Genomic DNA, 22,495 nt, shown 5'->3' with positions numbered 1-22,495 from the left:
TGCAAAACCTTGTGAAGATTTGCCAGCAATGGCCGATACACTGGCATCAAAGGAGATACCCCATGCGAGCCCTGATCGTTTTCATGCTGGCGGCCAGCGCCGTCGGCTGCACCCGCTGGTCCATGGACCATCACTTGAACAACGCCTACCGCGCCTACGACCGTGGCGATTGCCAGAAGGTGATGCTTGAGCTGTCGCAGGTCGACCGCACCAGCCGTGCCCGGCCGTTCATTCACCCGGAAGTGTCGCTACTGCGCGGCCAGTGCCTGGAGCGCCAGCAGTTGTTCGTGGACGCTGCGCAAACCTATGAGTACTTGATTCAGCAATACCCGCGCAACGAATACGCCTACCGGGCCAAGGCACGTCTGCAGACCCTGGAGAAGCTTGGCCACTATCGTGCTGGCCAATCGGCGGTGGCCAGCCCGGTGACTACCTCTCCTTGGCGTTAACACCAAGGTATCGTTTATTTCACGGGATTTGCCGCGCGCGCTGCGCTAACCTGTAACTCAGTTGTTACAACAATCGCCAGTACCGGGTATTCCTGGCATCGGGTACGGACTGCACCTGTGACCATGTTCAACCAGCGCCATATCGAACGCCATCAGTTGCCTTGTGTTCTCAAGGTCTTCAATCGCTTCACCGATCAGCCGATCGGGCAGTTGGGCAATGCCTCTGAAGATGGCCTGATGTTGATCAGCCAGCTCCCTGTGCTGGTTGGGCCGGACTACGAGCTGCAGTTGCGTCGGCCGCTGGCCGGTGGGGGCTTTCAGTTCATCAACCTGACCGCCAGCTGCCTGTGGTGCCGCGAAGACCAGACACCGGGGCATTACGATTCAGGTTTCATGCTGTTGCAGGCGCCGCGCGAATACGACGAGTTCGTGCGTTCGCTGCGCGACTATTTCAGCTTCAACCCTGCCAACGCTTCCGTCTGAAGCCAGGTCCGCTAGAATCGGGTCGACCTTGTATCAGGACGACCCCGTGACCTCCATCTTCTGGCACGATTACGAAACTACCGGCATCAACCCGCGCTGCGACCGCCCGCTGCAGGTGGCCGGTGTGCGCACCGACTTCGACCTCAATGAAGTCGACGAGCCGATCAGCCTTTATTGCCGCCCATCCGACGATATCCTTCCGCACCCAGCAGCTTGCCTGGTGACCGGCATCACTCCGCAACAATTGGCCAACCAGGGCCTGTGCGAAGCTGAGTTCATGACCCGGGTGCATGAGCAACTGGCGCGCCCGGGAACCTGTGGTGCCGGCTACAACACCTTGCGCTTTGATGACGAAGTCACCCGTTACAGCCTGTACCGCAACTTCTTCGACCCCTATGCCCGCGAATGGCAGGGCGGCAACAGCCGCTGGGACCTGATCGACGTGGTGCGAACGGCGTATGCCCTGCGTCCGGAGGGCATCGTCTGGCCGCAACAGGACGGGCGCACCAGCTTGCGCCTGGAGTTGCTCAGCCAGGCCAATGGCATCGACCACGGACATGCGCACGAGGCACTTTCCGACGTGCGGGCGACCATCGCGCTGGCGCGGCTGATTCGCCAGCAGCAACCCAAGTTGTTTGAATGGCTTTTCCAGTTGCGCAGCAAGCATAAGGTGATGGAGCAAATCCGTTTATTGCAACCGCTGGTGCATATATCGGGGCGCTTTTCGGCAGCCCGTCATTATCTGGGCGTGGTCTTGCCATTGGCCTGGCACCCACATAATCGCAATGCATTGATTGTGTGCGACTTGCATCAGGAAACCCTACCGTTGATAAGGGAAAGTGCTGAGGTGCTGCGTGAACGGTTGTACACGCGCCATGAAGCATTGGCTGAAGATCAATTACCGGTACCGCTGAAGTTACTGCAGATCAATCGCTGCCCGGTCGTTGCACCGCTTTCGGTTTTACGGCCTGCGGATCAGCAACGGCTGGGTATCGATTTGGCATTGCTGCAATCACGTGGTGACGCATTGGCCAATCAACAGGTGCAGTGGCAAGACAAGCTGGAACATATCTATAGCAAGGAAGACTTTGTTCCGAGTGAAGACCCGGAGCAGCAGTTGTATGACGGTTTTCTCGGCGACCGAGATCGGCGTCTGTGCGAGCAAGTGCGCACCGTGGACCCCGCTCAATTGGGGCATGGCCACTGGATGTTCGATGATCCGCGCATGCCCGAGTTGTTGTTCCGTTACCGGGCACGTAACTTTCCCGAGACGTTGAACAGTGAAGAGCGCCAGCGCTGGCATGGCTTCTGCCAGCAGCGTCTCAGCGACCCGCAGTGGGGCGCACCGAACACGCTGGGCGACTTCGAGCAGGCGCGGCAAGGCGCCTGGGCCAATGCGGACGAGGCGGGGCGGCGGGTACTGGATGCCTGGCAGGCCCATGCCCGGCAATTATCCGAGCGGTTCGCCATCAATCCTTGAGTGAAGTTGCTTGAATAAACAAGAACGCCGGCATTGAGCCGGCGTTCTTGTTTAAAGCTGAGGTGCGTGTAAGCGGACGCATCAGTCCAGCAGGGTCGCCCAGCTTTCAACCACATCACCGCCCCACTTGGCTTTCCACTCTTTCAGGGTTTTGTGGTTGCCGCCTTTGGTTTCGATTACTTCACCGTTGTGCGGGTTCTTGTATTGCTTGACCTTGCGCGCGCGCTTGGTGACCGTGGTCTTGACGCCACCACGTGGGGCTTTGCTCAGTTTCGACTCTGGGTCGAGCAGGGCAATGACGTCACGCAGCGACTTGGAGTATTCGCCCATCAGGGTGCGCAGTTTGCCTTCGAACTCCAGTTCTTTTTTCAGCTTGTCATCCTGCGACAGGTTGGCCAGGCGGGCCTGAAGTTCCTTGATGGCTTCTTCGGTAGCGCGGTATTCGTTGATCAGCGACATGGAGTGTTCCTTGATGCGTGTTCGGAAATGTGTGTGGCAATAATAGACAGGCGAAACTCTCAAGTAAACCTATTAATCAGGCCATAAACTCTTAATGTGCCTGTGACAAAATATCTCAAGATTAAGGAAAATTTACATATGGCCCTGTACTTCGTCATGTTTGTCATCTGCGTGTTGCGGCAGGCTGTCGCAGCCAGCGACGCAGGACGGCGCCGGCTGCGGGCGCAATGATTACTGCGTTTTTTCGGGCAGGCCGCTAGAATGAGCGCCTTTGCGAAGTTCTTGGAGTCTTATTCATGCGCACCTATCGTCTGGTGATCGCCTGCCCCGACCGTGTTGGTATCGTGGCGAAAGTCAGTAATTTCCTGGCTTTGTACAATGGTTGGATCAACGAGGCCAGCCACCACTCCGATGAGCAAAGTGGCTGGTTCTTCATGCGCCATGAAATCCGTGCCGAATCCCTGCCATTTGGTATCGAGGCCTTCCGCGAAGCGTTCGCACCGATCGCCGAAGAGTTCTCCATGACCTGGCGCGTGACCGACTCGGCGCAGAAGAAGCGTGTGGTGCTGATGGCCAGCCGCGAGTCCCATTGTCTGGCCGACCTGCTGCATCGTTGGCACACCGACGAGCTGGATTGCGAGATCCCTTGTGTGATCTCCAACCACGACGACCTGCGCAGCATGGTCGAGTGGCACGGTATTCCGTTCTTCCATGTACCGGTCGACCCGAAAGACAAGGCACCGGCATTTGCCGAAGTATCGCGCCTGGTTCAGGAGCATTCGGCCGACGTGGTGGTGCTGGCGCGCTATATGCAGATCCTGCCGCCGCAACTGTGCCAGGATTTCGCAGAACGGGTGATCAACATTCACCACAGCTTCCTGCCGTCGTTCGTCGGTGCCAAGCCTTACCACCAGGCCGCCCTGCGCGGCGTGAAACTGATCGGTGCGACCTGCCACTACGTGACCGAAGAACTGGACGCAGGTCCGATCATCGAGCAGGACGTAGTGCGGGTGAACCATGCCGACAGCATCGAGGACATGGTCCGCTTCGGCCGTGATGTCGAGAAGATGGTGTTGGCCCGCGGCCTGCGCTATCACCTGGAAGACCGCGTGCTGGTGCATGGCAACAAGACTGTGGTGTTCGACTGATACACCCGAGGGGGCTGCGATGCAGCCCCCATTACATAGGGGAGAACATAATGGCAACTTCCCGCAACAAGCCCACCGCCTCGTCACCGCCTACCCTCGGCGAAGGCTGCCTTGCCCGTTACGACCCCGAAGCCCTCAGCGAAGAGGATGGGGCCGACTTTGCCGGCGCAGCCGATCTCTGGCGCCAGCTCAACCCGCCTGACGCCGCCAGCGCTCCAGCAACGGACGCGCCAGCAGGCAGACGAACACCGGCCCCCCGGCCAGCAGATAAAAGTAGTACGTGACCGCGCGCCAGATCAGGATGGCCGCGGCGGCGGTCGAGCTGCCCACCAAGGGTGTCAGTAAGCTGGCCGAGGTCAGCTCAGCGGCTCCGGCGCCACCCGGCATCAGGCTGAACTGGCCGGCGCTGAGCGAGAGCATCTGCACCAGAAAACTGGGGATCCACGAAAGCTCCACGCCCAAGCCTTGCAACACCAGGTACAGCACGCTGTAACGAAGGCTCCAGTGCGCGCAGGTGAGGGTGAACACCAACACCAATGTGCGTTTTGGCAATTGCCAGGTTTGTCCCAGCGCCTCGATAAAATGCAACAGCTTGCGCGCCCAGCGGCGTTTGCGCTTTGACGACATGCCCAGGCGCTGTAACAGGCGCCCATTCGCCCGCATCACTGCGCGGCGATAGCGCAGCAGCAACACTATCGCTGCCAGGGCCGAGCACAACAGCAGGGCGCTGCCGAGCAGCATGGTTTCCTGGCTGCGGCCGAGGCTGTGGAACAGGGCGTAGCCGGCAATCGCGAGCATCGCGCAGAAGAAGAACAGCAGGTCGTTCAATTGATCCATGGCAAACACGGCGCCGCTGCGCGCTGGGCCGATGCGTTCGCGCGCCAACAGTGCCATGAGGGTCAGGGGCCCGCCGCTGCCGCCTGGGGTGGTGCAGATGGCGAATTCGGTGGCCATCACCACGCCGAGACTGCGCACGTGCCCGAGCGCGGCCCCGTGCTGGCCAAGCAGCAGTCGCAGGCGTAGGGCATTGATCACCCAGCACAGCAAGATCATGCCCAGCAGTGTCAGCATGAGGCCTGGGTCGAACGCCTGCAGTCTGGGCAGCAGCTCGCTGCCGCCCAGCAGCGTGGGTACCAGCACCGCGCAGAGCATTGCCAGCGCCAGCCAGCCGAGGCGGCTCATGCAATCACCTGGCGCTCCAGCCAGGCCGATTTGGTCAGTGGCTCGCGGCCTTGCCGCAGCAAGTTGTCGAGCGTCTGTAGCCAGTAGTCACGCGAGGCGCGGTGGCGCATGTCCACCGGGTGCAGGCCCAGGCGCAAGGTTTCGGCGTCCCGCCAACGCTTGCTCTGCCAGTCGCAAAGCACCCTCGACAGGCCGCGGCGCCATGCGCTGCGGGCGCTCCAGACCAAACCTGGGGCCTCGTATGCGGTGAAATCCGGTAAACGATACAAATGCTGGGGAGTGCTGGTGTAGCGCAATGGCAGCTGGCGCAGGGCTTCGCGGGTGCCCTTGCTCATCAGCCAGGCAGGCGCGACGAAGCCTGCGACCGGCCAGCCCTGTTGGGCAAACAATGTCAGGCCTGCTTCCAGGCGTTGCAACGCCTGCGCCTGGTCGAGGCCGTAGAATTCGCCTTCATGGGTGTAGATGCGGCGCATGAAGAACTCGCCCGGACTGCGCGGCGACGGCCCTTCGTCGGCATGGTAGAACCCGTGCAACGCCAGCTCGTCGCCCCGCGCCAATCGCCGTTCGAGTAAGCGGCAAAAGGTTGGCGAGCGGGTCAATGGGTTACGGTGATGGAAGTCCGGCACCACCAGCCAGGTCATGGGCACGTTGCCCATCTCGTCGACCGCTTGCACGAACGGCTGATAGTCCGGCCAGGTCTCGGGCGCGATGTCGTGCAGCACCAGCATCAGGCTGCGCGGGGCGATGCTTGCCTCAGCCATGGGCGCGTACCAACGGCTGATGGCCGAGCACCGCTTGATAATGCAGCAGCAGCCCGTTGACGACGTTGTCCCATGAATAGTGCTGCTCGACATGGCTGCGTGCCTGGGCACCCAGCTTGCGTACGCCGTCTTCGTACGCCTCGCGCACAGCCGTCGCCATGGCCAGTCCATCGTTGGCCTGGCACAGGCGCCCGCACTGTTCGTTGACGATCTCTCCAAAAGCCCCGGCGCGCACGGCGACCACCGGGGTGGCGCTGGCCATCGCTTCGAGGATGACCAGGCCGAAGGTTTCCTGATCGCCGGCATGCACCAGCAGGTCGGCGCTGGCGACCAGTCGGGCGACTTCCTGCGGCGCGCAGAAACGGTTGATCACACTGACATTGTCCGGCACGTTGGCGGGCATGTTCGAACCCACTAGCAACAAGTGGTAGGGGCGGCCCAGGCGCTGCATGCAGTCGAGCAGTACCGGCAGATTCTTTTCCCGCGAGCCACGGCCAGCAAACACCAGCAGCCGACTGGTATCGGGGATGCCCAGTTCGGCGCGCAGCTGCGGGTCGCGGTGCTGCGGGTTGAAGGTCTGCAGGTCGACGCCCAGGCGCTGTACATGGACATCACGCACGCCCAGGCGGCGCAGCTTGTCGGCCATCACTTGGCTGGGCGCCAGCACCCGGTCGAAGTTGCCATATAGCTTGCTGACGTAAGCTTCGACATTGGGGGTGAACCAGTTGCCCATGCGGTTGCTGACCAGCAGCGGCAGGTCGGAGTGGTAGAAACCGATGACGGGCACGTCGAGTTGCCGGCGTGCCTCCAGGGCCGCCCAGGCGGTGAGGTAGGGGTCGCCCACTTCGATCAGGTCGGGCTTGAGGCGGCGCAGCACATTGCACCAGGGCGCCAGGCGCACCGGGAAACGGTAGCCCTTGCCAAAGGGCAGGGGTGGGGCGGGGACGTGGTAGATGCCATCGGCGTGGCGCGCACTGGCACCGGGAATCAGCAGGCTGTGGCGCACGCCGTGAAGGGCATCGAGACGGTGGTGTTTGGCATCAAGGTAAGTCCGTACGCCTCCACTGGCCGGGGCGTAGAACATGGTGATGTCAGCGATGTGCACGATCAGCATCCCTCCGGGATCGTCTTCGGGTCTGTCACGCGGCGGTAAGGGGCCGGCGATGACGCGCCTAAAGGTTGACCTATCAGAAGGATAGTTTGTTCGGTTGGAATCGCGGCAGGCAGTTTCCTGCCTGCCGCTGGAGGTCAGATGCGGAAGCTGCCGACCAGGTGCTTGAGGCGGCTGGCCTGCTGCTCCAGGTCGGAGCACGCGCGCAGGGTGGCCTGCAGGTTCTCGACCCCTTCCTGGTTGAGCAGGTTGATCTCGTTGATGTCCATGTTGATCGACTCGACCACGGCCGTCTGCTCTTCGGTGGCAGTGGCTACCGACTGGTTCATGCCATCAATCTCGCCGATACGCACGGTGACGCTGTCCAAACGCTCGCCGGCCTGGTTGGCGATGGCCCTGCTGTCCTGGCTGTGGCGCTGGCTCTGGCCCATGGTATCGACGGACTCGCGTGCGCCGACCTGCAGCTCTTCGATCATGGTCTGCACCTGCTGCGCCGATTCCTGGGTGCGGTGCGCCAGGTTGCGTACCTCGTCGGCCACCACCGCGAAACCACGCCCGGCTTCACCGGCCCGGGCCGCTTCGATCGCGGCATTGAGCGCCAGCAGGTTGGTCTGCTGGGAGATGCTGGTGATCACTTCGAGAATCTGGCCGATGTTCACGGTCTTGCTGTTGAGCGTCTCGATGTGCGCGCTTGACGTGACAATCAGGTCCGACAGACGGTTCATCGCGTCGATGTTGCGCGCCACCACCTGCTGCCCTTCTTCGGCCAGCAGTCGCGCGGAGCTTGCATGCTGCGATGCCTGGGCGGCATTGCCGGCGATTTCCTGGGCAGCGGCGCCCAGTTCGTTGATGGCGGCGGCCACGCTGTTGGTGCGGTTGGACTGCTCGTCGGAGTTGGTCATCGACGAGTTGGAGGCGCTGATTACCCGCAGGGCCACTTCGTTGACCTGCTCGGTGGCCGAGGACACTTCGCGGATCGAGCCGTGAATACGTTCGACGAAGCGGTTGAACGCGGTGCCGAGGATGCCGAATTCGTCGTGGTTGTGAATCTTCAGGCGCTTGGTCAGGTCGCCTTCGCCTTCGGCGATGTCTTCCATGGCGCGGGTCATGGTCAGCAGCGGTTGCATCAGCACCCGGATCAGCAGGCCTAGCAGGCCGATGATGATCACCACCGCCACCACCGTGGCGATCACCGCCGAGGTGCGGAAGGTGCTGAGCATGGCGAAGGCCTTGTCCTTGTCCACCGACAGGCCGATGTACCAGTTGGCCGATGGCAGGCCGTTGATCGGGGTGAAGGTCAGCAGCCGGGTCTGGCCATCGGCCTGGATTTCAGTGAGCTCACCGGAGAGTTTCGGCGTGTGCTGCGGGAACAGGTCCGACAGTGATTTCATCACCAGCGCCTGGTCCGGGTGCACCAGGATCTTGCCCTGGTCGTTGACCAGGAACGCGTAGCCCATGCCACCGAAACTCAAGGAGTTGATGATCTGTACCAGGCCGTCCAGGGCCAGGTCGCCCCCGACCACGCCGACGCTGCTGGAGACCTTGCTGAGGATGCCGATGACCATCTTGTTGGTGGTCATGTCGATGTAGGGCTCGGTAAGGATGGCGCTCTGGGTAGTCATGCCGTCCTTGTACCAGGGGCGGCTGCGCGGGTCGTAGCCTTCGGGCATCGGCGAGTCCGGGCGCACGCTGAAACCGCCGTCGACCTTACCCAGGTAGACGGTCAGAAAGCTTGAGATCAGTGCGTTCTGGCTCATCAGCGTTTCAGCGTTGGCAGGTTGCTGGGCAATGTTCTGTGCCAGGTTTTCAACCAGTTTGATACGGCCTTCGAAGAGGTTGCGAATGTTGGTGGAAGTGGACGCACTCATTTCCGCCAGATAGTTCTCCAGGTTCTCGCGGATGGCATTACGCTGGAGATAATCGTTGTAGAGCGTGAACAGGCTGAAGGCGAGTATCACGATCAATGAGGCGGCGAAAAGAATCTTGTGGCTGAAACGAAGGCTTTTGTTCATGGCGTAATCGGTTCCGCTAAGGTTTTTATCGGGCGTTCGCACAAGTACCGCTATAAAACAGTGCAACATCCCGAAAATCCTTTCTGGGGTGTTCTGTCTTTAAAGGCGAATATCATCCCGACCTATCGGCCGACGGGTGGCCAAGCTTGAGCAGAGGATTGAAAAGATGCCGGAATCTTCGACCATAGTTGTAGGCGCTGGCCCGGATGGCCAGCCTGTCAATCAAGCCATGCGCCTGGCCAATCGCCACGGGTTGGTTGCCGGTGCCACCGGTACCGGCAAGACCGTGACTCTGCAACACTTGGCAGAGGTGTTCAGTGACGCAGGCGTGGCCGTGTTCGCGGCCGATGTCAAAGGTGACCTGTGCGGTGTCGGGGCCGCAGGCGCGCCCCAGGGTAAGGTGGCCGAGCGGATCGCTGGCATGCCTTGGCTGGGCTATCAGGCGCAAGCTTATCCGCTGAGCCTGTGGGATATCGCCGGGCAATCCGGCCATCCGCTACGGACCACGCTCAGCGAAATGGGTCCGTTGTTGCTCGGCAACTTGCTGGAGCTGACCGACAGCCAGCAGGCAGCGCTGTATGCCGCGTTCAAGGTGGCCGATAGAGATGGCCTGCTGCTGCTCGACCTCAAGGACCTCAAGGCGCTGCTCGCGCACCTGAAAGACAATCCGCAATTGCTGGGCGAAGACAGTGCACTGATGACCACGGCCTCGACCCAGGCCTTGTTGCGCCGGCTGGCAACGTTGGAGCAGCAGGGCGCCGAGGCGCTGTTTGGCGAACCGGCGCTGCAGTTGGAAGACCTGTTACGGCCCGACGCTGATGGTCGCGGGCGAATTCATTTGCTCGATGCCAGCCGGCTGGTGCACGAGGCGCCGAAGGTGTACGCCACCTTCTTGTTGTGGTTGCTGGCCGAGTTGTTCGAACAACTGCCGGAGCGTGGCGATGCAGACAAGCCCGTGCTGGCGCTGTTTTTCGATGAGGCGCATCTGCTGTTCAACGGCACGCCCAAGGCCCTGCAGGATCGTCTGGAGCAGGTGGTTCGGTTGATTCGCTCCAAGGGCGTGGGGGTGTTTTTCGTCACCCAATCCCCGAGTGACCTGCCGGATACCGTATTGGCCCAGTTGGGGTTACGCATCCAGCACGGATTGCGCGCGTTCACCGCCAAGGAGCAGAAGTCGCTGAGGGCCGTGGCGGATGGTTTTCGGCCAAATCCTGCATTCGACACCTTGGCGGTGCTGACCGAACTGGGTATTGGTGAGGCGCTGGTGGGCACCCTGGAAGAGAAGGGCACACCGGCGATGGTCCAGCGGGTCTTGATTGCACCGCCGCAATCGCGCATTGGGCCGTTGAGTGCGGCCGAGCGCAGTGCATTGATTGCCGAGTCGCCGTTGGCGGGGCGCTATGACAAACCGATTGACCGCGAGTCGGCGTATGAAATGCTGACCCAGCGCAAGGGCGAGCCGCTAGAGCCGGCGCCGGTGCCGAAGGCGGATGAAGAGAGCCTGGCCGACAAGGCCGGGGATTTTCTGCAGAGTGCGGCGGGTCAGGCGATCAAGTCTGCGGTGCGCCAGGCGGCCAATCAGTTGGGGCGGCAGTTGGTGCGGGGGTTGATGGGCTCGTTGCTGGGTGGCAAAAAGCGCTAGTGAGTCAGTGGCGGCCTCTTCGCGGGGCAAGCCCGCTCCCACGGATGTACTCCAAGCTAATTCACAGTGGCGTCTCTGTGGGAGCGGGCTTGCCCCGCGAAGAGGCCAGTCCAGACCCATAAAAAAAGGCACCTCTAAGGCGCCTTTCTCATGCAGCAGCAGGGCTCAGCCAATCGCTTTGGACGCCAGCCAGAACAGGCCGGCCGACAGTCCCACCGTTGCAGGCAGGGTCAGCACCCAGGCCAGCAGAATAGTCTTCACCGTGCCGCCTTGCAGGCCGCTCTTGTTCGCGACCATGGTGCCGGCCACGCCGGACGACAGCACGTGAGTGGTCGACACCGGCAGGGCGAAGACGTTGGCCAGGCCGATGGCGCAGGCTGCAGTGATCTGCGCCGACATGCCCTGGGCATAGGTCATGCCCTGCTTGCCGATCTTCTCGCCAACGGTCAGGACCACGCGCTTCCAGCCGACCATGGTACCCAGGCCGAGGGCCAGGGCGACGGCCACGATCACCCAGAACGGGGCGTATTCAGTGGTGGCGGTGAGGTCTTTGCGCAGCTTGTCCAGATCTGCCTTTTCACGGGCTTCCAGGCCTGGCAGCTTGCCGACTTTTTTCGCGGTGTCATCCAGGCACAGCAAATAGCGGCGGACTTCCACGCGCTTGTCGGCATCCAGGGCACGGTAATCGGTCACGCCTTGCAGCGAGGACTGCAGCGCGGCGATGGTCGGCTCCGTCTGTTGCGGGTTGCAGCTGAACTGCTCCGGCAGGTCGCTGGCCTGTGCTTTGCCCAGTGCCAGGAACTCGCCCAGGGTGGCGGCGTTGCGCTGATAGAACTGGCTCAGGTGAGTGGTCGCATCGCGGGTGCGTTCGATCTGGTAAGTAGTGCTGTTCAGGTCGAGCACGAACTTGGCCGGGACAATGCCGATCAGCACCAGCATGATCAGGCCGATGCCTTTCTGGCCATCGTTGGAGCCATGCACGAAGCTCACGCCCATCGCCGAAATCACCAGCACCAGGCGGTTCCAGAACGGTGGGTGCTTCTTGTCGTCGAGCTTGCGACGCTGCTCCGGCGTCTTGTGCATCTTCGACAGCGGGCGCCACCATTTCAGGCCAAGCAGCAGCAGGGCGGCGACAGCGAAGCCGGCCATCGGCGAGACTACCAGCGACAGGCCGATATCGATCGCCTTCTGCCAGTTGACGCCATCACCCAGCGGGATGTCGTTGATCAGCGCGTTGGCCAGGCCTACGCCGAGGATCGAGCCGATCAGGGTGTGCGAGCTGGAAGCCGGAATACCGAAGTACCAGGTGCCCAGGTTCCAGGCGATGGCTGCAGCCAGCAGCGAGAAGACCATGGCCAGGCCATGCCCGGTGTTCACATTGATCAGCAGTTCGACCGGCAGCAGGTGCACGATGGCGTAGGCCACCCCGACACCACCGAGCAGTACGCCGAGGAAGTTGAACACCCCGGAGAAGAACACGGCCAGGTGTGGTGGCATGGCTTTGGTATAGATGACGGTGGCTACCGCGTTGGCGGTGTCATGAAAGCCATTGATGAACTCGAATGCGAGCACGAAGGTCAGGGCGAGTAGCAGGCTCACCAATACCCAGGCATCCAGTCCGCTGAATAAATCGATCATGAAGGTTGTCTGGCGGTCATTTGGGGGGCGGGATTATGCCAGAAAACCTTGGCAATCGATGCACCCGTAGCTGACCGATGGCAGCTTTGTGATCGACCTCAACGCTTTGCTGGAAACGGAAGAAACACATTAAAGTTCCGTAAAAAGCTACAAAAAAAGCCTAAATCCGCCAAATGTCTGATAACGGCGAGGCGAGGCGCAGCTTCAAACGGTTGTATGAAATTTGTGTAAATCCATTTCATCCTCAGCCTTTCGGTAAGGATAAGCCGCGTCGGGGGCATCGGCCCCGCGACGCGATGGCAGAGGCAAGGGATGGGCCGAGCTGCTCAGGGCTCTTCGCTGCGCAGCTCTTTTTCCATCTTTTCCAGTTCCTGGCTGAACACCTGATCCTGGACCGTGGCACGTTTGCGCCAGGGTTTGCGTTCCGGCTCTGGTTGCGCCGCGTATGTGGTGACTTCACCACCGTAAACTTCCTTGTAACGTTCAGCCTGGCGCTCGAGTTCCGCGCGCAGTTCATCTTTCGTCACAGTAGTACCTGAATGTAGAAGGCTGGTATTGCATGCACGCGCTAGTTGCCCATGCACAGGATTTGCTGGCCGTCGTAGAAAGGTTGGGCCAATGTTAACTGCCGGCGTATCGATCCGGGCCAGCAGAATCGATTATAGCAATCGCCAATACCTCAACCAGACTTATTTACCCAGGCTGACATCCATCGTCGAAGTTTGCGGGTTGCGCCTGCCTGTGCAAAGTTTGAACAGGCACTTATCGGTAAGTTCGCTGTTGTTGCGCTTGCCAGCGAGGCAAATAAAACGGCCCCGCACAAGGCGAGGCCGTTGCCTGGGGACTTCTACGGTGGGTACCTGACCAGTCTCTCCAAAGAAGCCACATGTGGCAGGAGAAAGGTATAAGCAAACGTGTCAGCGGTCAATTGCGATTATCGGCCGCTTGTTCGATAATCGCACGAAGCAGCGATTTTTTTGAGGTGAACGATGAGCGACGAAATCCCGGTCAACGAATCTGCCAGCCCAGACGCAGTACGCCCGACGACACCGGCCATGGCTCCGCCCATCGTGGCGTCACCCGCCAAGCGTATCCAGGCATTCACGGGCGATCCGGACTTCATGACCTCGTTGGCCCGAGGCCTGGCCGTCATTCAGGCATTCCAGGAACGCAAGCGTCACCTGACCATCGCTCAGATCAGCCATCGCACAGAAATCCCCCGTGCGGCCGTGCGCCGTTGCCTGCATACGTTGATCAAACTGGGCTATGCCACCACTGACGGGCGCACGTATTCGCTGCTGCCCAAGGTATTGACGCTGGGCCATGCCTACCTTTCTTCGACGCCGCTGGCGGTATCGGCGCAACCCTACCTCGACCGTATCAGCGATCAGCTGCACGAGGCCGCCAACATGGCCACCCTCGAAGGCGACGACATTCTTTATATTGCCCGTTCGGCTACAGTCGAGCGGCTGATCTCGGTCGATCTGTCGGTCGGTGGGCGCCTACCGGCCTATTGCACATCGATGGGGCGTATCCTCTTGGCGGCGATGGACGACACCAGTTTGCGCGAATACCTCGATCGCGCCGACCTCAAGGCCCGTACCAGCCGAACCCTGCACGACTCCGAGTCGCTGTTCGCCTGCATCCAGCAGGTACGTGCGCAAGGCTGGTGTGTGGTCGATCAGGAGTTGGAGCAGGGGCTGCGCTCGATTGCCGTGCCGATCTATGACGCTTCGGGGCAGGTGCTGGCGGCGCTTAACGTCAGTACCCATGTCGGACGTGTCAGCCGTAGCGAGCTTGAACAGCGGTTCCTGCCGATCCTGCTGGCTTCGAGCCGTGATCTTTGCCACCAGCTGTTTGGCTAAGTGCGCCTTGCACCCCTATCGAACACGCCATCCGTTTCCTGTGCGATAAACGCACAGTGTCGCTCCGGGCGAATTGCGCCCCCCTCATTCGCTGATTAATGTCTCTCGCAACGGTCGGCTTAGCCGACCGAACAAGAACAATTACCCGGCGCACTTCTCGATTGCTAACCCTGTACGAATTGCCCTGTACAGCGGCCCGATTGTGCCCACTTCTGGATAACAACAATGAACAAGCCACAATCAGTCGGGAACTGCCTCGACGTCCAGTCGTTCATCAACGACCAACCACTGTCGCGCTATCAATGGCGGGTAGTGATTCTCTGTTTCCTGATTGTTTTCCTCGATGGCTTGGACACTGCCGCCATGGGCTTCATCGCCCCGGCGTTGTCACAGGAGTGGGGGATCGACCGCGCCAGCCTCGGCCCGGTGATGAGCGCCGCATTGATCGGCATGGTATTCGGCGCCTTGGGGTCAGGGCCATTGGCCGACCGCTTTGGCCGCAAGGGCGTACTGGTCGGCGCGGTACTCGTGTTCGGTGGCTTCAGCCTCGCCTCGGCCTACGCCAGCAATGTCGACCAGTTGCTGGTGCTGCGCTTTCTGACCGGCCTGGGCCTGGGTGCTGGCATGCCCAACGCTACCACACTGCTCTCTGAATACACCCCAGAGCGCCTCAAGTCGCTGCTGGTCACCAGCATGTTCTGCGGCTTCAATCTGGGCATGGCCGGTGGTGGTTTCATTTCCGCCAAGATGATCCCGGCCTATGGCTGGCACAGCCTGCTGGTGGTCGGCGGTGTGCTGCCGCTGCTGCTGGCCGTGGTGCTGATGGTCTGGTTACCGGAGTCGGCACGCTTCCTGGTGGTGCGCAACCGGGGCACCGACAAGGTGCGCAAGACCCTGGCGCCGATCGCCCCGGCCGTGGTGGCGCAGGCCGCCAGCTTCAGCGTGCCGGAACAGAAAGCCGTAGCCGCCCGCAACGTGTTTGCGGTGATCTTCTCCGGCACCTACGGCCTGGGCACGATGCTGTTGTGGCTGACCTACTTCATGGGCCTGGTGATCGTCTACCTGCTGACCAGCTGGCTGCCGACGCTGATGCGTGACAGCGGTGCGAGCATGGAGCAGGCCGCCTTCATTGGTGCGTTATTCCAGTTTGGTGGGGTACTCAGTGCGGTGGCGGTGGGATGGGCCATGGACCGCTATAACCCGCATAAGGTCATCGGCATCTTCTACCTGCTGGCAGGGGTGTTCGCCTACGCGGTCGGTCAGAGCCTGGGCAACATGACCGTGCTCGCCACCCTGGTGCTGGTTGCCGGGATGTGCGTGAACGGCGCGCAATCGGCCATGCCTTCACTGGCGGCGCGTTTCTACCCGACCCAGGCGCGCGCCACTGGCGTGTCGTGGATGCTGGGCATTGGCCGCTTCGGCGCGATCCTCGGTGCCTGGAGTGGCGCGACCCTGCTGGGCCTGGGCTGGAACTTCGAGCAGGTGCTGACGGCGTTGCTGGTGCCGGCGGCGCTGGCGACCGTGGGTGTCATCGTGAAAGGGCTGGTAAGCCACGCAGACGCGACCTAGTAGGAGCGGCTTCGGCCGCGAACACCGGCGAAGCCGGTGCCATCCACCGTGTCGCTTGCTTCGCGGCTAAAGCCGCTCCCACAGGGGGCTGCAGTGGATTTTAGAGAGAGGGAGTGGGGTAACAAATTGTTCGATAATCGCACGAATAGTCGATTATCGGATTGTCAGCGACCCACCCGGCTCCTTAATCTGAGCTCAACGTAGCACCCTGACCAGGAGTCTCCAAATGGCTGCAATTCTCCCGCTTCACGAAGCCGTGAAGCAGTTCATCCAGGACGGCGATACCGTCGCCCTCGAAGGCTTCACCCACCTGATCCCGACCGCCGCCGGCCACGAGATCATCCGTCAGGGCAAGCGTGACCTGACCCTGGTGCGCATGACCCCGGACCTGATCTACGACCAGCTGATCGGTGCCGGCTGCGCCAGCAAGCTGATCTTCTCCTGGGGCGGTAACCCCGGTGTCGGGTCGCTGCACCGCCTGCGCGACGCGGTCGAGAAGCAATGGCCGCATGCGATCGAAATCGAAGAACACAGCCATGCCGACCTGGCCAACGCCTACGTCGCCGGTGCCTCCGGCCTGCCGTTCGCAGTACTGCGTGCCTACGCCGGCTCCGACCTGCCAAAGGTCAACCCGCTGATCCAAAGCGTCACCTGCCCGTTCACCGGTGAAGTGCTCGCCGCCGTGCCATCGGTACGCCCGGATGTGACCGTGATCCACGCGCAGAAGGCCGACCGCAAGGGCAACGTGCTGCTGTGGGGCATCCTCGGCGTGCAGAAGGAAGCGGCCCTGGCGGCCAAGCGATGCATCGTCACCGTCGAAGAAATCGTCGATGACCTGCAGGCGCCGATGAACGCCTGCGTACTGCCGACCTGGGCCCTCAGCGCAGTTTGCCTGGTCCCCGACGGCGCACACCCGTCCTACGCCCACGGCTACTACGAGCGTGACAACCGCTTCTACCAGGCCTGGGACCCGATCGCGCGCAATCGCGAGTCGTTCACCGCCTGGATTGACACCTATATCCGTGGCACCGCCGATTTCAACGCATTCAAGGCCAAGCTGGCCAGCACCGCGGAGGCTGCACAATGAGCTACTCCACTTCTGAAATGATGACCGTTGCCGCTGCTCGTCGCCTGCGCAATGGTGCAGTCTGCTTCGTCGGTATCGGCCTGCCGTCCAAGGCCGCCAACCTGGCGCGCCTGACCTCGTCGCCAGACGTGGTGCTGATCTACGAATCCGGCCCGATCGGCGCCAAACCGAGCGTGCTGCCGCTGTCGATCGGTGACGGCGAGCTGGCCGAAACTGCCGACACCGTGGTGCCGACCGGCGAGATCTTCCGCTACTGGCTGCAGGGTGGCCGTATCGATGTTGGCTTCCTCGGTGCAGCCCAGGTTGACCGCTTCGGCAACATCAACACCACTGTGGTGGGTGATTACCACGCCCCGAAAACCCGCCTGCCGGGTGCCGGTGGCGCGCCGGAGATCGCAGGGTCCGCCAAGCAGGTGCTGATCATCCTCAAGCAGTCGCCGCGAGCCTTCGTCGACAAGCTCGACTTCATCACCTCGGTCGGCCACGGTGAAGGAGGCGACTCGCGCAAACGCCTTGGCCTGCCCGGCGAAGGCCCGGTCGGCATCATCACCGACTTGTGCATCATGGAGCCGGAAGCTGGCACCCACGAATTTGTCGTCACCGCCATTCACCCGGGGGTGACCCGCGAGCAGATCACTGCCGCCACGGGCTGGGCAATCCGTTTTGCCGACGACGTGCAGATCACCGCTGAACCCACCGCGGTCGAACTGGGCGCATTGCGTGACCTCGAAGCCCGTACCGCTGCGGCCCATGGCCAGGTGGCAGGAGAAGCCTGATGCGCGACGTATTCATCTGTGACGCTATCCGCACCCCGATCGGCCGCTTCGGCGGCGCCCTGGCCGGTGTGCGTGCCGACGACCTGGCAGCGGTCCCGCTCAAGGCGCTGATCGAGCGCAACCCGGGCGTGCAATGGGATCAACTCGACGAGGTGTTCTTCGGCTGCGCCAATCAGGCCGGCGAAGACAACCGCAACGTGGCACGCATGGCGCTGCTGCTTGCTGGCCTGCCGGACAGCGTCCCTGGCGTGACCCTCAACCGCCTGTGCGCTTCGGGCATGGACGCCATCGGTACGGCATTCCGTGCCATCGCCAGCGGCGAGATGGAGCTGGCCATCGCCGGGGGCGTCGAGTCGATGTCGCGTGCGCCGTTTGTCATGGGCAAGGCTGAAAGCGGCTACTCGCGCAACATGAAGCTTGAAGACACGACCATCGGCTGGCGCTTCATCAACCCGTTGATGAAGCGCCAGTACGGCGTGGACGCCATGCCCGAAACCGCTGACAACGTGGCCGACGATTACCAGGTTTCGCGTGCCGATCAGGACGCCTTCGCCCTGCGCAGCCAGCAGAAAGCCGCCGCCGCCCAGGCTGCCGGCTTCTTTGCCGAAGAAATCGTGCCGGTGCGTATCGCCCACAAGAAGGGTGAAACCATCGTCGAGCGTGACGAACATCTGCGCCCGGAAACGACCCTGGAAGCACTGACCAAACTCAAGCCGGTCAATGGCCCGGACAAAACCGTCACCGCTGGCAATGCTTCGGGCGTGAACGACGGTGCTGCGGCACTTATCCTGGCTTCGGCTGAAGCGGTGAAGAAGCACGGCCTGACTCCGCGCGCCCGCGTTCTGGGCATGGCCAGCGGCGGCGTTGCCCCTCGCGTGATGGGCATCGGCCCGGTTCCGGCAGTGCGCAAGCTGACCGAGCGCCTGGGTGTGGCGATGAGCGACTTCGACGTGATCGAGCTCAACGAAGCGTTTGCCAGCCAAGGTCTGGCGGTGCTGCGCGAGCTGGGTGTGGCCGATGATGCGCCGCAGGTTAACCCTAATGGCGGTGCGATTGCCCTCGGGCATCCGTTGGGCATGAGTGGTGCGCGGCTGGTGTTGACTGCGCTTCACCAGTTGGAGAAGAGCGGTGGGCGCAAAGGCTTAGCGACCATGTGTGTTGGTGTTGGCCAAGGGCTGGCGCTGGCCATCGAGCGCGTTTGACCGTATCGCCGGCAAGCCGGCTCCCACAAGGAACCACGCATTCCCTATGGGAGCCGGCTTACCGGCGATAGGGCCGGTAATTACGACACAAGGCTAATGGCAAGCCCGCAAGCGGAACGAGTGTGTTACTAGGTATGTCTAGACTTACCTAGCACCCTCCTGGAGTAAAACCATCATGACCTCAGCCTATTACACCGGCGAAGAGCGCAGTAAGCGCATCTTCGCCATCGTCGGTGCCTCCTCAGGCAACCTGGTGGAATGGTTCGACTTCTACGTCTACGCCTTCTGCGCGATCTACTTTGCCCCGGCCTTCTTCCCCTCCGACGACCCGACCGTGCAGTTGCTCAACACCGCCGGCGTGTTCGCTGCGGGCTTTTTGATGCGCCCCATCGGAGGCTGGATCTTCGGCCGCCTGGCCGACCGTCATGGCCGCAAGAATTCCCTGATGATCTCGGTGCTGATGATGTGTTTTGGCTCCTTGATGATCGCCTGCCTGCCCACCTACGCCAGCATTGGCACCTGGGCCCCGGCGCTGCTATTGCTGGCGCGCCTGATCCAGGGCCTGTCGGTGGGTGGCGAGTACGGCACCACCGCAACCTACATGAGTGAAGTGGCGCTGCGCGGCCAGCGCGGTTTCTTCGCCTCGTTCCAGTACGTCACCCTGATCGGCGGCCAGTTGCTGGCGGTGCTGGTGGTGGTGATCCTGCAACAACTGCTGACTGAGGACGAATTGCGCGCCTGGGGCTGGCGCATTCCGTTCGTGGTCGGCGCCATTGCCGCGCTGATCTCGCTGATGCTGCGCCGCTCGCTGCACGAGACCAGCAGCGCCGAAACCCGCAACGACAAGGATGCCGGCTCGGTCAAGGGCCTGTTCCGCAACCACGCGGCGGCCTTCATCACCGTGCTCGGCTACACCGCCGGTGGCTCGCTGATCTTCTACACCTTTACCACCTACATGCAGAAGTACCTGGTCAACACCGCCGGCATGACCGCGAAGCACGCCAGCTACGTGATGACCGGCGCGCTGTTCCTGTTCATGGTGCTGCAGCCGTTCTTCGGCATGCTCTCCGACCGCATCGGCCGGCGTAATTCGATGCTGTTGTTCGGTGCCTTGGGTACGCTGTTCACTGTGCCGTTGCTGATGGCGCTGAAGACCGTCACCAGCCCGTTCATGGCCTTCGTGCTGATTACCCTGGCTTTGTGCATCGTCAGTTTCTACACCTCGATCAGCGGTCTTGTGAAGGCCGAGATGTTCCCGCCGCAGGTGCGTGCACTGGGCGTGGGCCTGGCCTATGCCGTGGCCAACGCGATGTTCGGCGGTTCGGCCGAATACGTGGCCCTGGGCTTGAAAACCCTCGGCATGGAGAACACCTTCTACTGGTACGTGACAGCGATGATGGCAATCGCCTTCCTGTTCAGCCTGCGCCTGCCGAAACAGGCGGCGTACCTGCACCATGATGATTAAGGACGTTGCATGACCAACCAGCTGTTCGACGCCTACTTCACCGCCCCGGCCATGCGCGAGGTTTTCTCCGACCGCGGTCGCCTGCAAGGCATGCTCGATTTCGAAGCGGCACTGGCGCGCGCCGAAGCGTCTGCGGGGTTGGTGCCGCACAGCGCGGTCGCAGCCATCGAGGCCGGCTGCCAGGCTGAGCGTTATGACGTTCGCGCGCTGGCCGAGGCCATCGCCACTGCTGGCAATTCGGCGATCCCGCTGGTCAAGGCATTGGGCAAGGTGATTGCCAGCGGCGTGCCCGAGGCGGAGCGCTACGTGCACCTCGGCGCTACCAGCCAGGATGCGATGGATACCGGGCTGGTGCTGCAATTGCGCGATGCGCTGGGCCTGATTGAGGCTGACCTTGCCAAACTGGCAGAAACCCTGTCGCGTCAGGCTCTGCAGCATGCCGACACGCCGCTGGTGGGGCGTACCTGGCTGCAGCATGCCACGCCAGTGACCCTGGGCATGAAGCTGGCGGGTGTGCTCGGTGCACTGACGCGTCACCGCCAACGCCTGCAAGAGCTTCGCCCACGTTTGTTGGTGCTGCAGTTCGGTGGTGCTTCCGGCAGCCTTGCGGCGTTGGGCAGCAAGGCGCTGCCGGTCGCCGAAGGCCTGGCCGAACAGCTCAAGCTGACCTTGCCTGAACAACCGTGGCACACCCAGCGTGACCGCCTGGTGGAATTCGCCTCGGTACTGGGCCTGGTCGCCGGTAGCCTGGGCAAGTTCGGCCGCGACGTCAGCCTGCTGATGCAGACCGAGGCGGGCGAGGTGTTCGAGCCCTCCGCGCCGGGCAAGGGCGGTTCGTCGACCATGCCGCACAAGCGCAACCCGGTGGGCGCAGCGGTGCTGATCGGTGCCGCTACCCGCGTACCCGGGTTGCTTTCGACGCTTTACAGTGCAATGCCCCAGGAGCACGAGCGCAGTCTCGGCCTGTGGCATGCCGAGTGGGAAACACTGCCGGATATCTGCTGCCTGGTTTCGGGCGCCTTGCGCCAGGCCCAGGTGATCGCCGAGGGCATGGAGGTGGATGCCGAGCGCATGCGCCGCAACCTCGACCTGACCCAGGGCCTGGTGCTGGCTGAAGCGGTGAGCATCGTCCTGGCCCAACGCCTGGGCCGCGATCGCGCCCATCATCTGCTGGAGCAATGCTGCCAGCGCGCCGTGGCCGAACAGCGCCACTTGCGCGCCGTGCTGGGCGATGAGCCACAGGTGACCGCCGAGCTGACCGAACAAGAACTCGAGCGCCTGCTCGACCCAGCCCATTACCTCGGCCAGGCCCGCGTCTGGGTGGCGCGCGCCGTGGCTGAACATCAACGTTTCATTGCCTGAAGGAGACCGCTGTGGCGCATTTGCAACTGGCCGATGGCGTACTGAACTATCGACTCGACGGCCCGGAAGATGCCCCGGTGCTGGTGCTGTCCAACTCGCTGGGTACCGACCTGGGCATGTGGGACAGCCAGATTCCGCTGTGGAGCGAGCACTTCCGGGTGCTGCGCTATGACACCCGTGGCCATGGCGCCTCACTGGTCACCGAAGGCCCCTACAGCGTTGAGCAACTGGGCCAGGATGTATTGGCGCTGCTCGATGGCCTGGACATCCAGCACGCGCATTTCGTCGGCCTGTCCATGGGCGGTCTGATCGGTCAGTGGCTGGGTGTCCATGCTGGCGACCGTCTGCACAGCCTGACCCTGTGCAACACCGCAGCGAAAATCGCCAATGACGAGGTGTGGAACACCCGCATTGACACCGTGCTCAAGGGTGGTCAGCAAGCCATGGCCGATCTGCGCGATGCCTCCATCGCCCGTTGGTTCACCCCGGCATTTGCCGAGGCGCAACCTGAGCAGGCGCAGCGCATCTGCCAGATGCTCGCGCAGACCTCCCCCGAAGGCTACGCCGGCAACTGCGCGGCCGTGCGCGATGCCGACTTCCGTGAGCAACTGGGCCGTATCCAGGTGCCTACGCTGGTCGTGGCCGGTACCGAAGACGTGGTCACTACCCCGGAACATGGCCGCTTCATGCAGGCCAGCATCATCGGTGCCACTTACGCCGAGTTCCCGGCGGCGCACCTGTCCAATGTCGAGATCGGCGAGGCGTTCAGCCGTCGCGTGCTCGACTTCCTGCTGGCTCGCTGAG

At 62.2% G+C, this 22,495-nt stretch carries 20 protein-coding genes and 1 pseudogene; 13 read left to right on the top strand and 8 right to left on the bottom strand.

Going from position 1 to position 22,495, the window contains the following annotated elements:
- Positions 1 to 62: 62 nt before the first annotated feature.
- The 3 genes from ACZ6YA_RS11780 (at position 63) to sbcB (ending at position 2,412) form a co-directional block, all read left to right on the top strand.
- Positions 63 to 449, top strand: a complete 387-nt coding sequence (locus ACZ6YA_RS11780; protein ID WP_465897286.1) for a tetratricopeptide repeat protein — start codon at positions 63 to 65, stop codon at positions 447 to 449.
- Positions 450 to 572: 123 nt separating this feature from the next.
- Positions 573 to 932: a PilZ domain-containing protein gene (locus tag ACZ6YA_RS11775; RefSeq protein WP_465897459.1), complete on the top strand. Its 360-nt coding sequence runs from the start codon at positions 573 to 575 to the stop codon at positions 930 to 932.
- 46 nt (positions 933 to 978) lie between these two features.
- Positions 979 to 2,412 carry an exodeoxyribonuclease I gene (gene sbcB / locus ACZ6YA_RS11770; protein WP_465897285.1) on the top strand — a complete coding sequence of 478 codons (1,434 nt, stop codon included), beginning with the start codon at positions 979 to 981 and terminating at the stop codon, positions 2,410 to 2,412.
- 81 nt (positions 2,413 to 2,493) lie between these two features.
- Here the strand turns inward: sbcB and mvaT are convergent, their stop codons facing one another.
- On the bottom strand, positions 2,494 to 2,871 hold the full coding sequence (gene mvaT, locus ACZ6YA_RS11765) for a histone-like nucleoid-structuring protein MvaT (protein WP_465897284.1): 378 nt from the start codon (positions 2,869 to 2,871) through the stop codon (positions 2,494 to 2,496).
- A 296-nt stretch (positions 2,872 to 3,167) separates the two neighbouring features.
- Here mvaT and purU point away from each other — a divergent pair, with 296 nt between their 5' ends.
- Positions 3,168 to 4,019: a formyltetrahydrofolate deformylase gene (gene purU / locus ACZ6YA_RS11760; RefSeq protein ID WP_465897283.1), complete on the top strand. Its 852-nt coding sequence runs from the start codon at positions 3,168 to 3,170 to the stop codon at positions 4,017 to 4,019.
- 189 nt (positions 4,020 to 4,208) lie between these two features.
- Here purU and ACZ6YA_RS11755 read toward each other — a convergent pair whose 3' ends face one another.
- The 5 genes and pseudogenes from ACZ6YA_RS11755 to ACZ6YA_RS11735 all read right to left on the bottom strand — a co-directional run.
- Entirely contained in the window at positions 4,209 to 5,201 is a 993-nt protein-coding gene (locus tag ACZ6YA_RS11755) for a lysylphosphatidylglycerol synthase transmembrane domain-containing protein (RefSeq protein WP_465897282.1), read from the bottom strand.
- Complete coding sequence (locus tag ACZ6YA_RS11750) at positions 5,198 to 5,962, bottom strand: DUF2334 domain-containing protein (RefSeq protein WP_465897281.1); 765 nt, start codon at positions 5,960 to 5,962, stop codon at positions 5,198 to 5,200. The genes ACZ6YA_RS11755 and ACZ6YA_RS11750 overlap by 4 nt, the downstream gene beginning before the upstream one ends.
- Positions 5,955 to 7,076 (bottom strand): glycosyltransferase family 4 protein, encoded by a 1,122-nt coding sequence (locus ACZ6YA_RS11745; protein ID WP_465897280.1) that lies wholly within the window; start codon positions 7,074 to 7,076, stop codon positions 5,955 to 5,957. The genes ACZ6YA_RS11750 and ACZ6YA_RS11745 overlap by 8 nt, the downstream gene beginning before the upstream one ends.
- 134 nt (positions 7,077 to 7,210) lie before the next feature.
- Positions 7,211 to 7,975, bottom strand: a complete 765-nt coding sequence (locus ACZ6YA_RS11740) for a methyl-accepting chemotaxis protein (protein WP_465897458.1) — start codon at positions 7,973 to 7,975, stop codon at positions 7,211 to 7,213.
- Positions 7,976 to 8,068: 93 nt separating this feature from the next.
- Positions 8,069 to 8,941 (bottom strand): annotated as a pseudogene (locus tag ACZ6YA_RS11735) (cache domain-containing protein); the annotation flags it as partial.
- Positions 8,942 to 9,251: 310 nt separating this feature from the next.
- On the opposite strand from ACZ6YA_RS11735, the gene ACZ6YA_RS11730 reads away from it, so the two are divergent.
- Complete coding sequence (locus ACZ6YA_RS11730) at positions 9,252 to 10,727, top strand: helicase HerA-like domain-containing protein (RefSeq protein ID WP_465897279.1); 1,476 nt, start codon at positions 9,252 to 9,254, stop codon at positions 10,725 to 10,727.
- Positions 10,728 to 10,892: 165 nt separating this feature from the next.
- Here the strand turns inward: ACZ6YA_RS11730 and ACZ6YA_RS11725 are convergent, their stop codons facing one another.
- Both ACZ6YA_RS11725 and ACZ6YA_RS11720 read right to left on the bottom strand, forming a co-directional pair.
- On the bottom strand, positions 10,893 to 12,365 hold the full coding sequence (locus ACZ6YA_RS11725; RefSeq protein WP_465897278.1) for an inorganic phosphate transporter: 1,473 nt from the start codon (positions 12,363 to 12,365) through the stop codon (positions 10,893 to 10,895).
- 326 nt (positions 12,366 to 12,691) lie between these two features.
- On the bottom strand, positions 12,692 to 12,892 hold the full coding sequence (locus ACZ6YA_RS11720; protein ID WP_400800167.1) for a hypothetical protein: 201 nt from the start codon (positions 12,890 to 12,892) through the stop codon (positions 12,692 to 12,694).
- Positions 12,893 to 13,354: 462 nt separating this feature from the next.
- Between ACZ6YA_RS11720 and pcaR the strand changes: the two genes are divergently transcribed.
- The 8 genes from pcaR (at position 13,355) to pcaD (ending at position 22,494) form a co-directional block, all read left to right on the top strand.
- Positions 13,355 to 14,230, top strand: coding sequence for a pca regulon transcriptional regulator PcaR (gene pcaR, locus ACZ6YA_RS11715; RefSeq protein ID WP_465897277.1), 876 nt, complete (start codon positions 13,355 to 13,357; stop codon positions 14,228 to 14,230).
- A gap of 225 nt (positions 14,231 to 14,455) precedes the next feature.
- Positions 14,456 to 15,799 (top strand): 4-hydroxybenzoate transporter PcaK, encoded by a 1,344-nt coding sequence (gene pcaK / locus ACZ6YA_RS11710; RefSeq protein WP_465897276.1) that lies wholly within the window; start codon positions 14,456 to 14,458, stop codon positions 15,797 to 15,799.
- 226 nt (positions 15,800 to 16,025) lie between these two features.
- Positions 16,026 to 16,886: a CoA transferase subunit A gene (locus tag ACZ6YA_RS11705; RefSeq protein WP_465897275.1), complete on the top strand. Its 861-nt coding sequence runs from the start codon at positions 16,026 to 16,028 to the stop codon at positions 16,884 to 16,886.
- Positions 16,883 to 17,662, top strand: coding sequence for a CoA-transferase subunit beta (locus ACZ6YA_RS11700; RefSeq protein WP_465897274.1), 780 nt, complete (start codon positions 16,883 to 16,885; stop codon positions 17,660 to 17,662). Before ACZ6YA_RS11705 ends, ACZ6YA_RS11700 begins: the two co-directional genes overlap by 4 nt.
- Positions 17,659 to 18,864: a 3-oxoadipyl-CoA thiolase gene (gene pcaF, locus ACZ6YA_RS11695; RefSeq protein ID WP_465897457.1), complete on the top strand. Its 1,206-nt coding sequence runs from the start codon at positions 17,659 to 17,661 to the stop codon at positions 18,862 to 18,864. The genes ACZ6YA_RS11700 and pcaF overlap by 4 nt, the downstream gene beginning before the upstream one ends.
- Before the next feature lie 175 nt (positions 18,865 to 19,039).
- Positions 19,040 to 20,329, top strand: a complete 1,290-nt coding sequence (locus ACZ6YA_RS11690; RefSeq protein WP_465897273.1) for an MFS family transporter — start codon at positions 19,040 to 19,042, stop codon at positions 20,327 to 20,329.
- 9 nt (positions 20,330 to 20,338) lie between these two features.
- Positions 20,339 to 21,691 (top strand): 3-carboxy-cis,cis-muconate cycloisomerase, encoded by a 1,353-nt coding sequence (locus tag ACZ6YA_RS11685; protein ID WP_465897272.1) that lies wholly within the window; start codon positions 20,339 to 20,341, stop codon positions 21,689 to 21,691.
- A gap of 11 nt (positions 21,692 to 21,702) precedes the next feature.
- Positions 21,703 to 22,494, top strand: coding sequence for a 3-oxoadipate enol-lactonase (gene pcaD, locus ACZ6YA_RS11680; protein ID WP_465897271.1), 792 nt, complete (start codon positions 21,703 to 21,705; stop codon positions 22,492 to 22,494).
- Position 22,495: the final 1 nt, after the last annotated feature.

The sequence above is a fragment of the Pseudomonas sp. NPDC090752 genome (assembly GCF_055584805.1).
The sequence above is the reverse complement of the archived record's forward strand: the minus strand, read 5'-3'. Positions and strand labels throughout refer to the sequence as shown.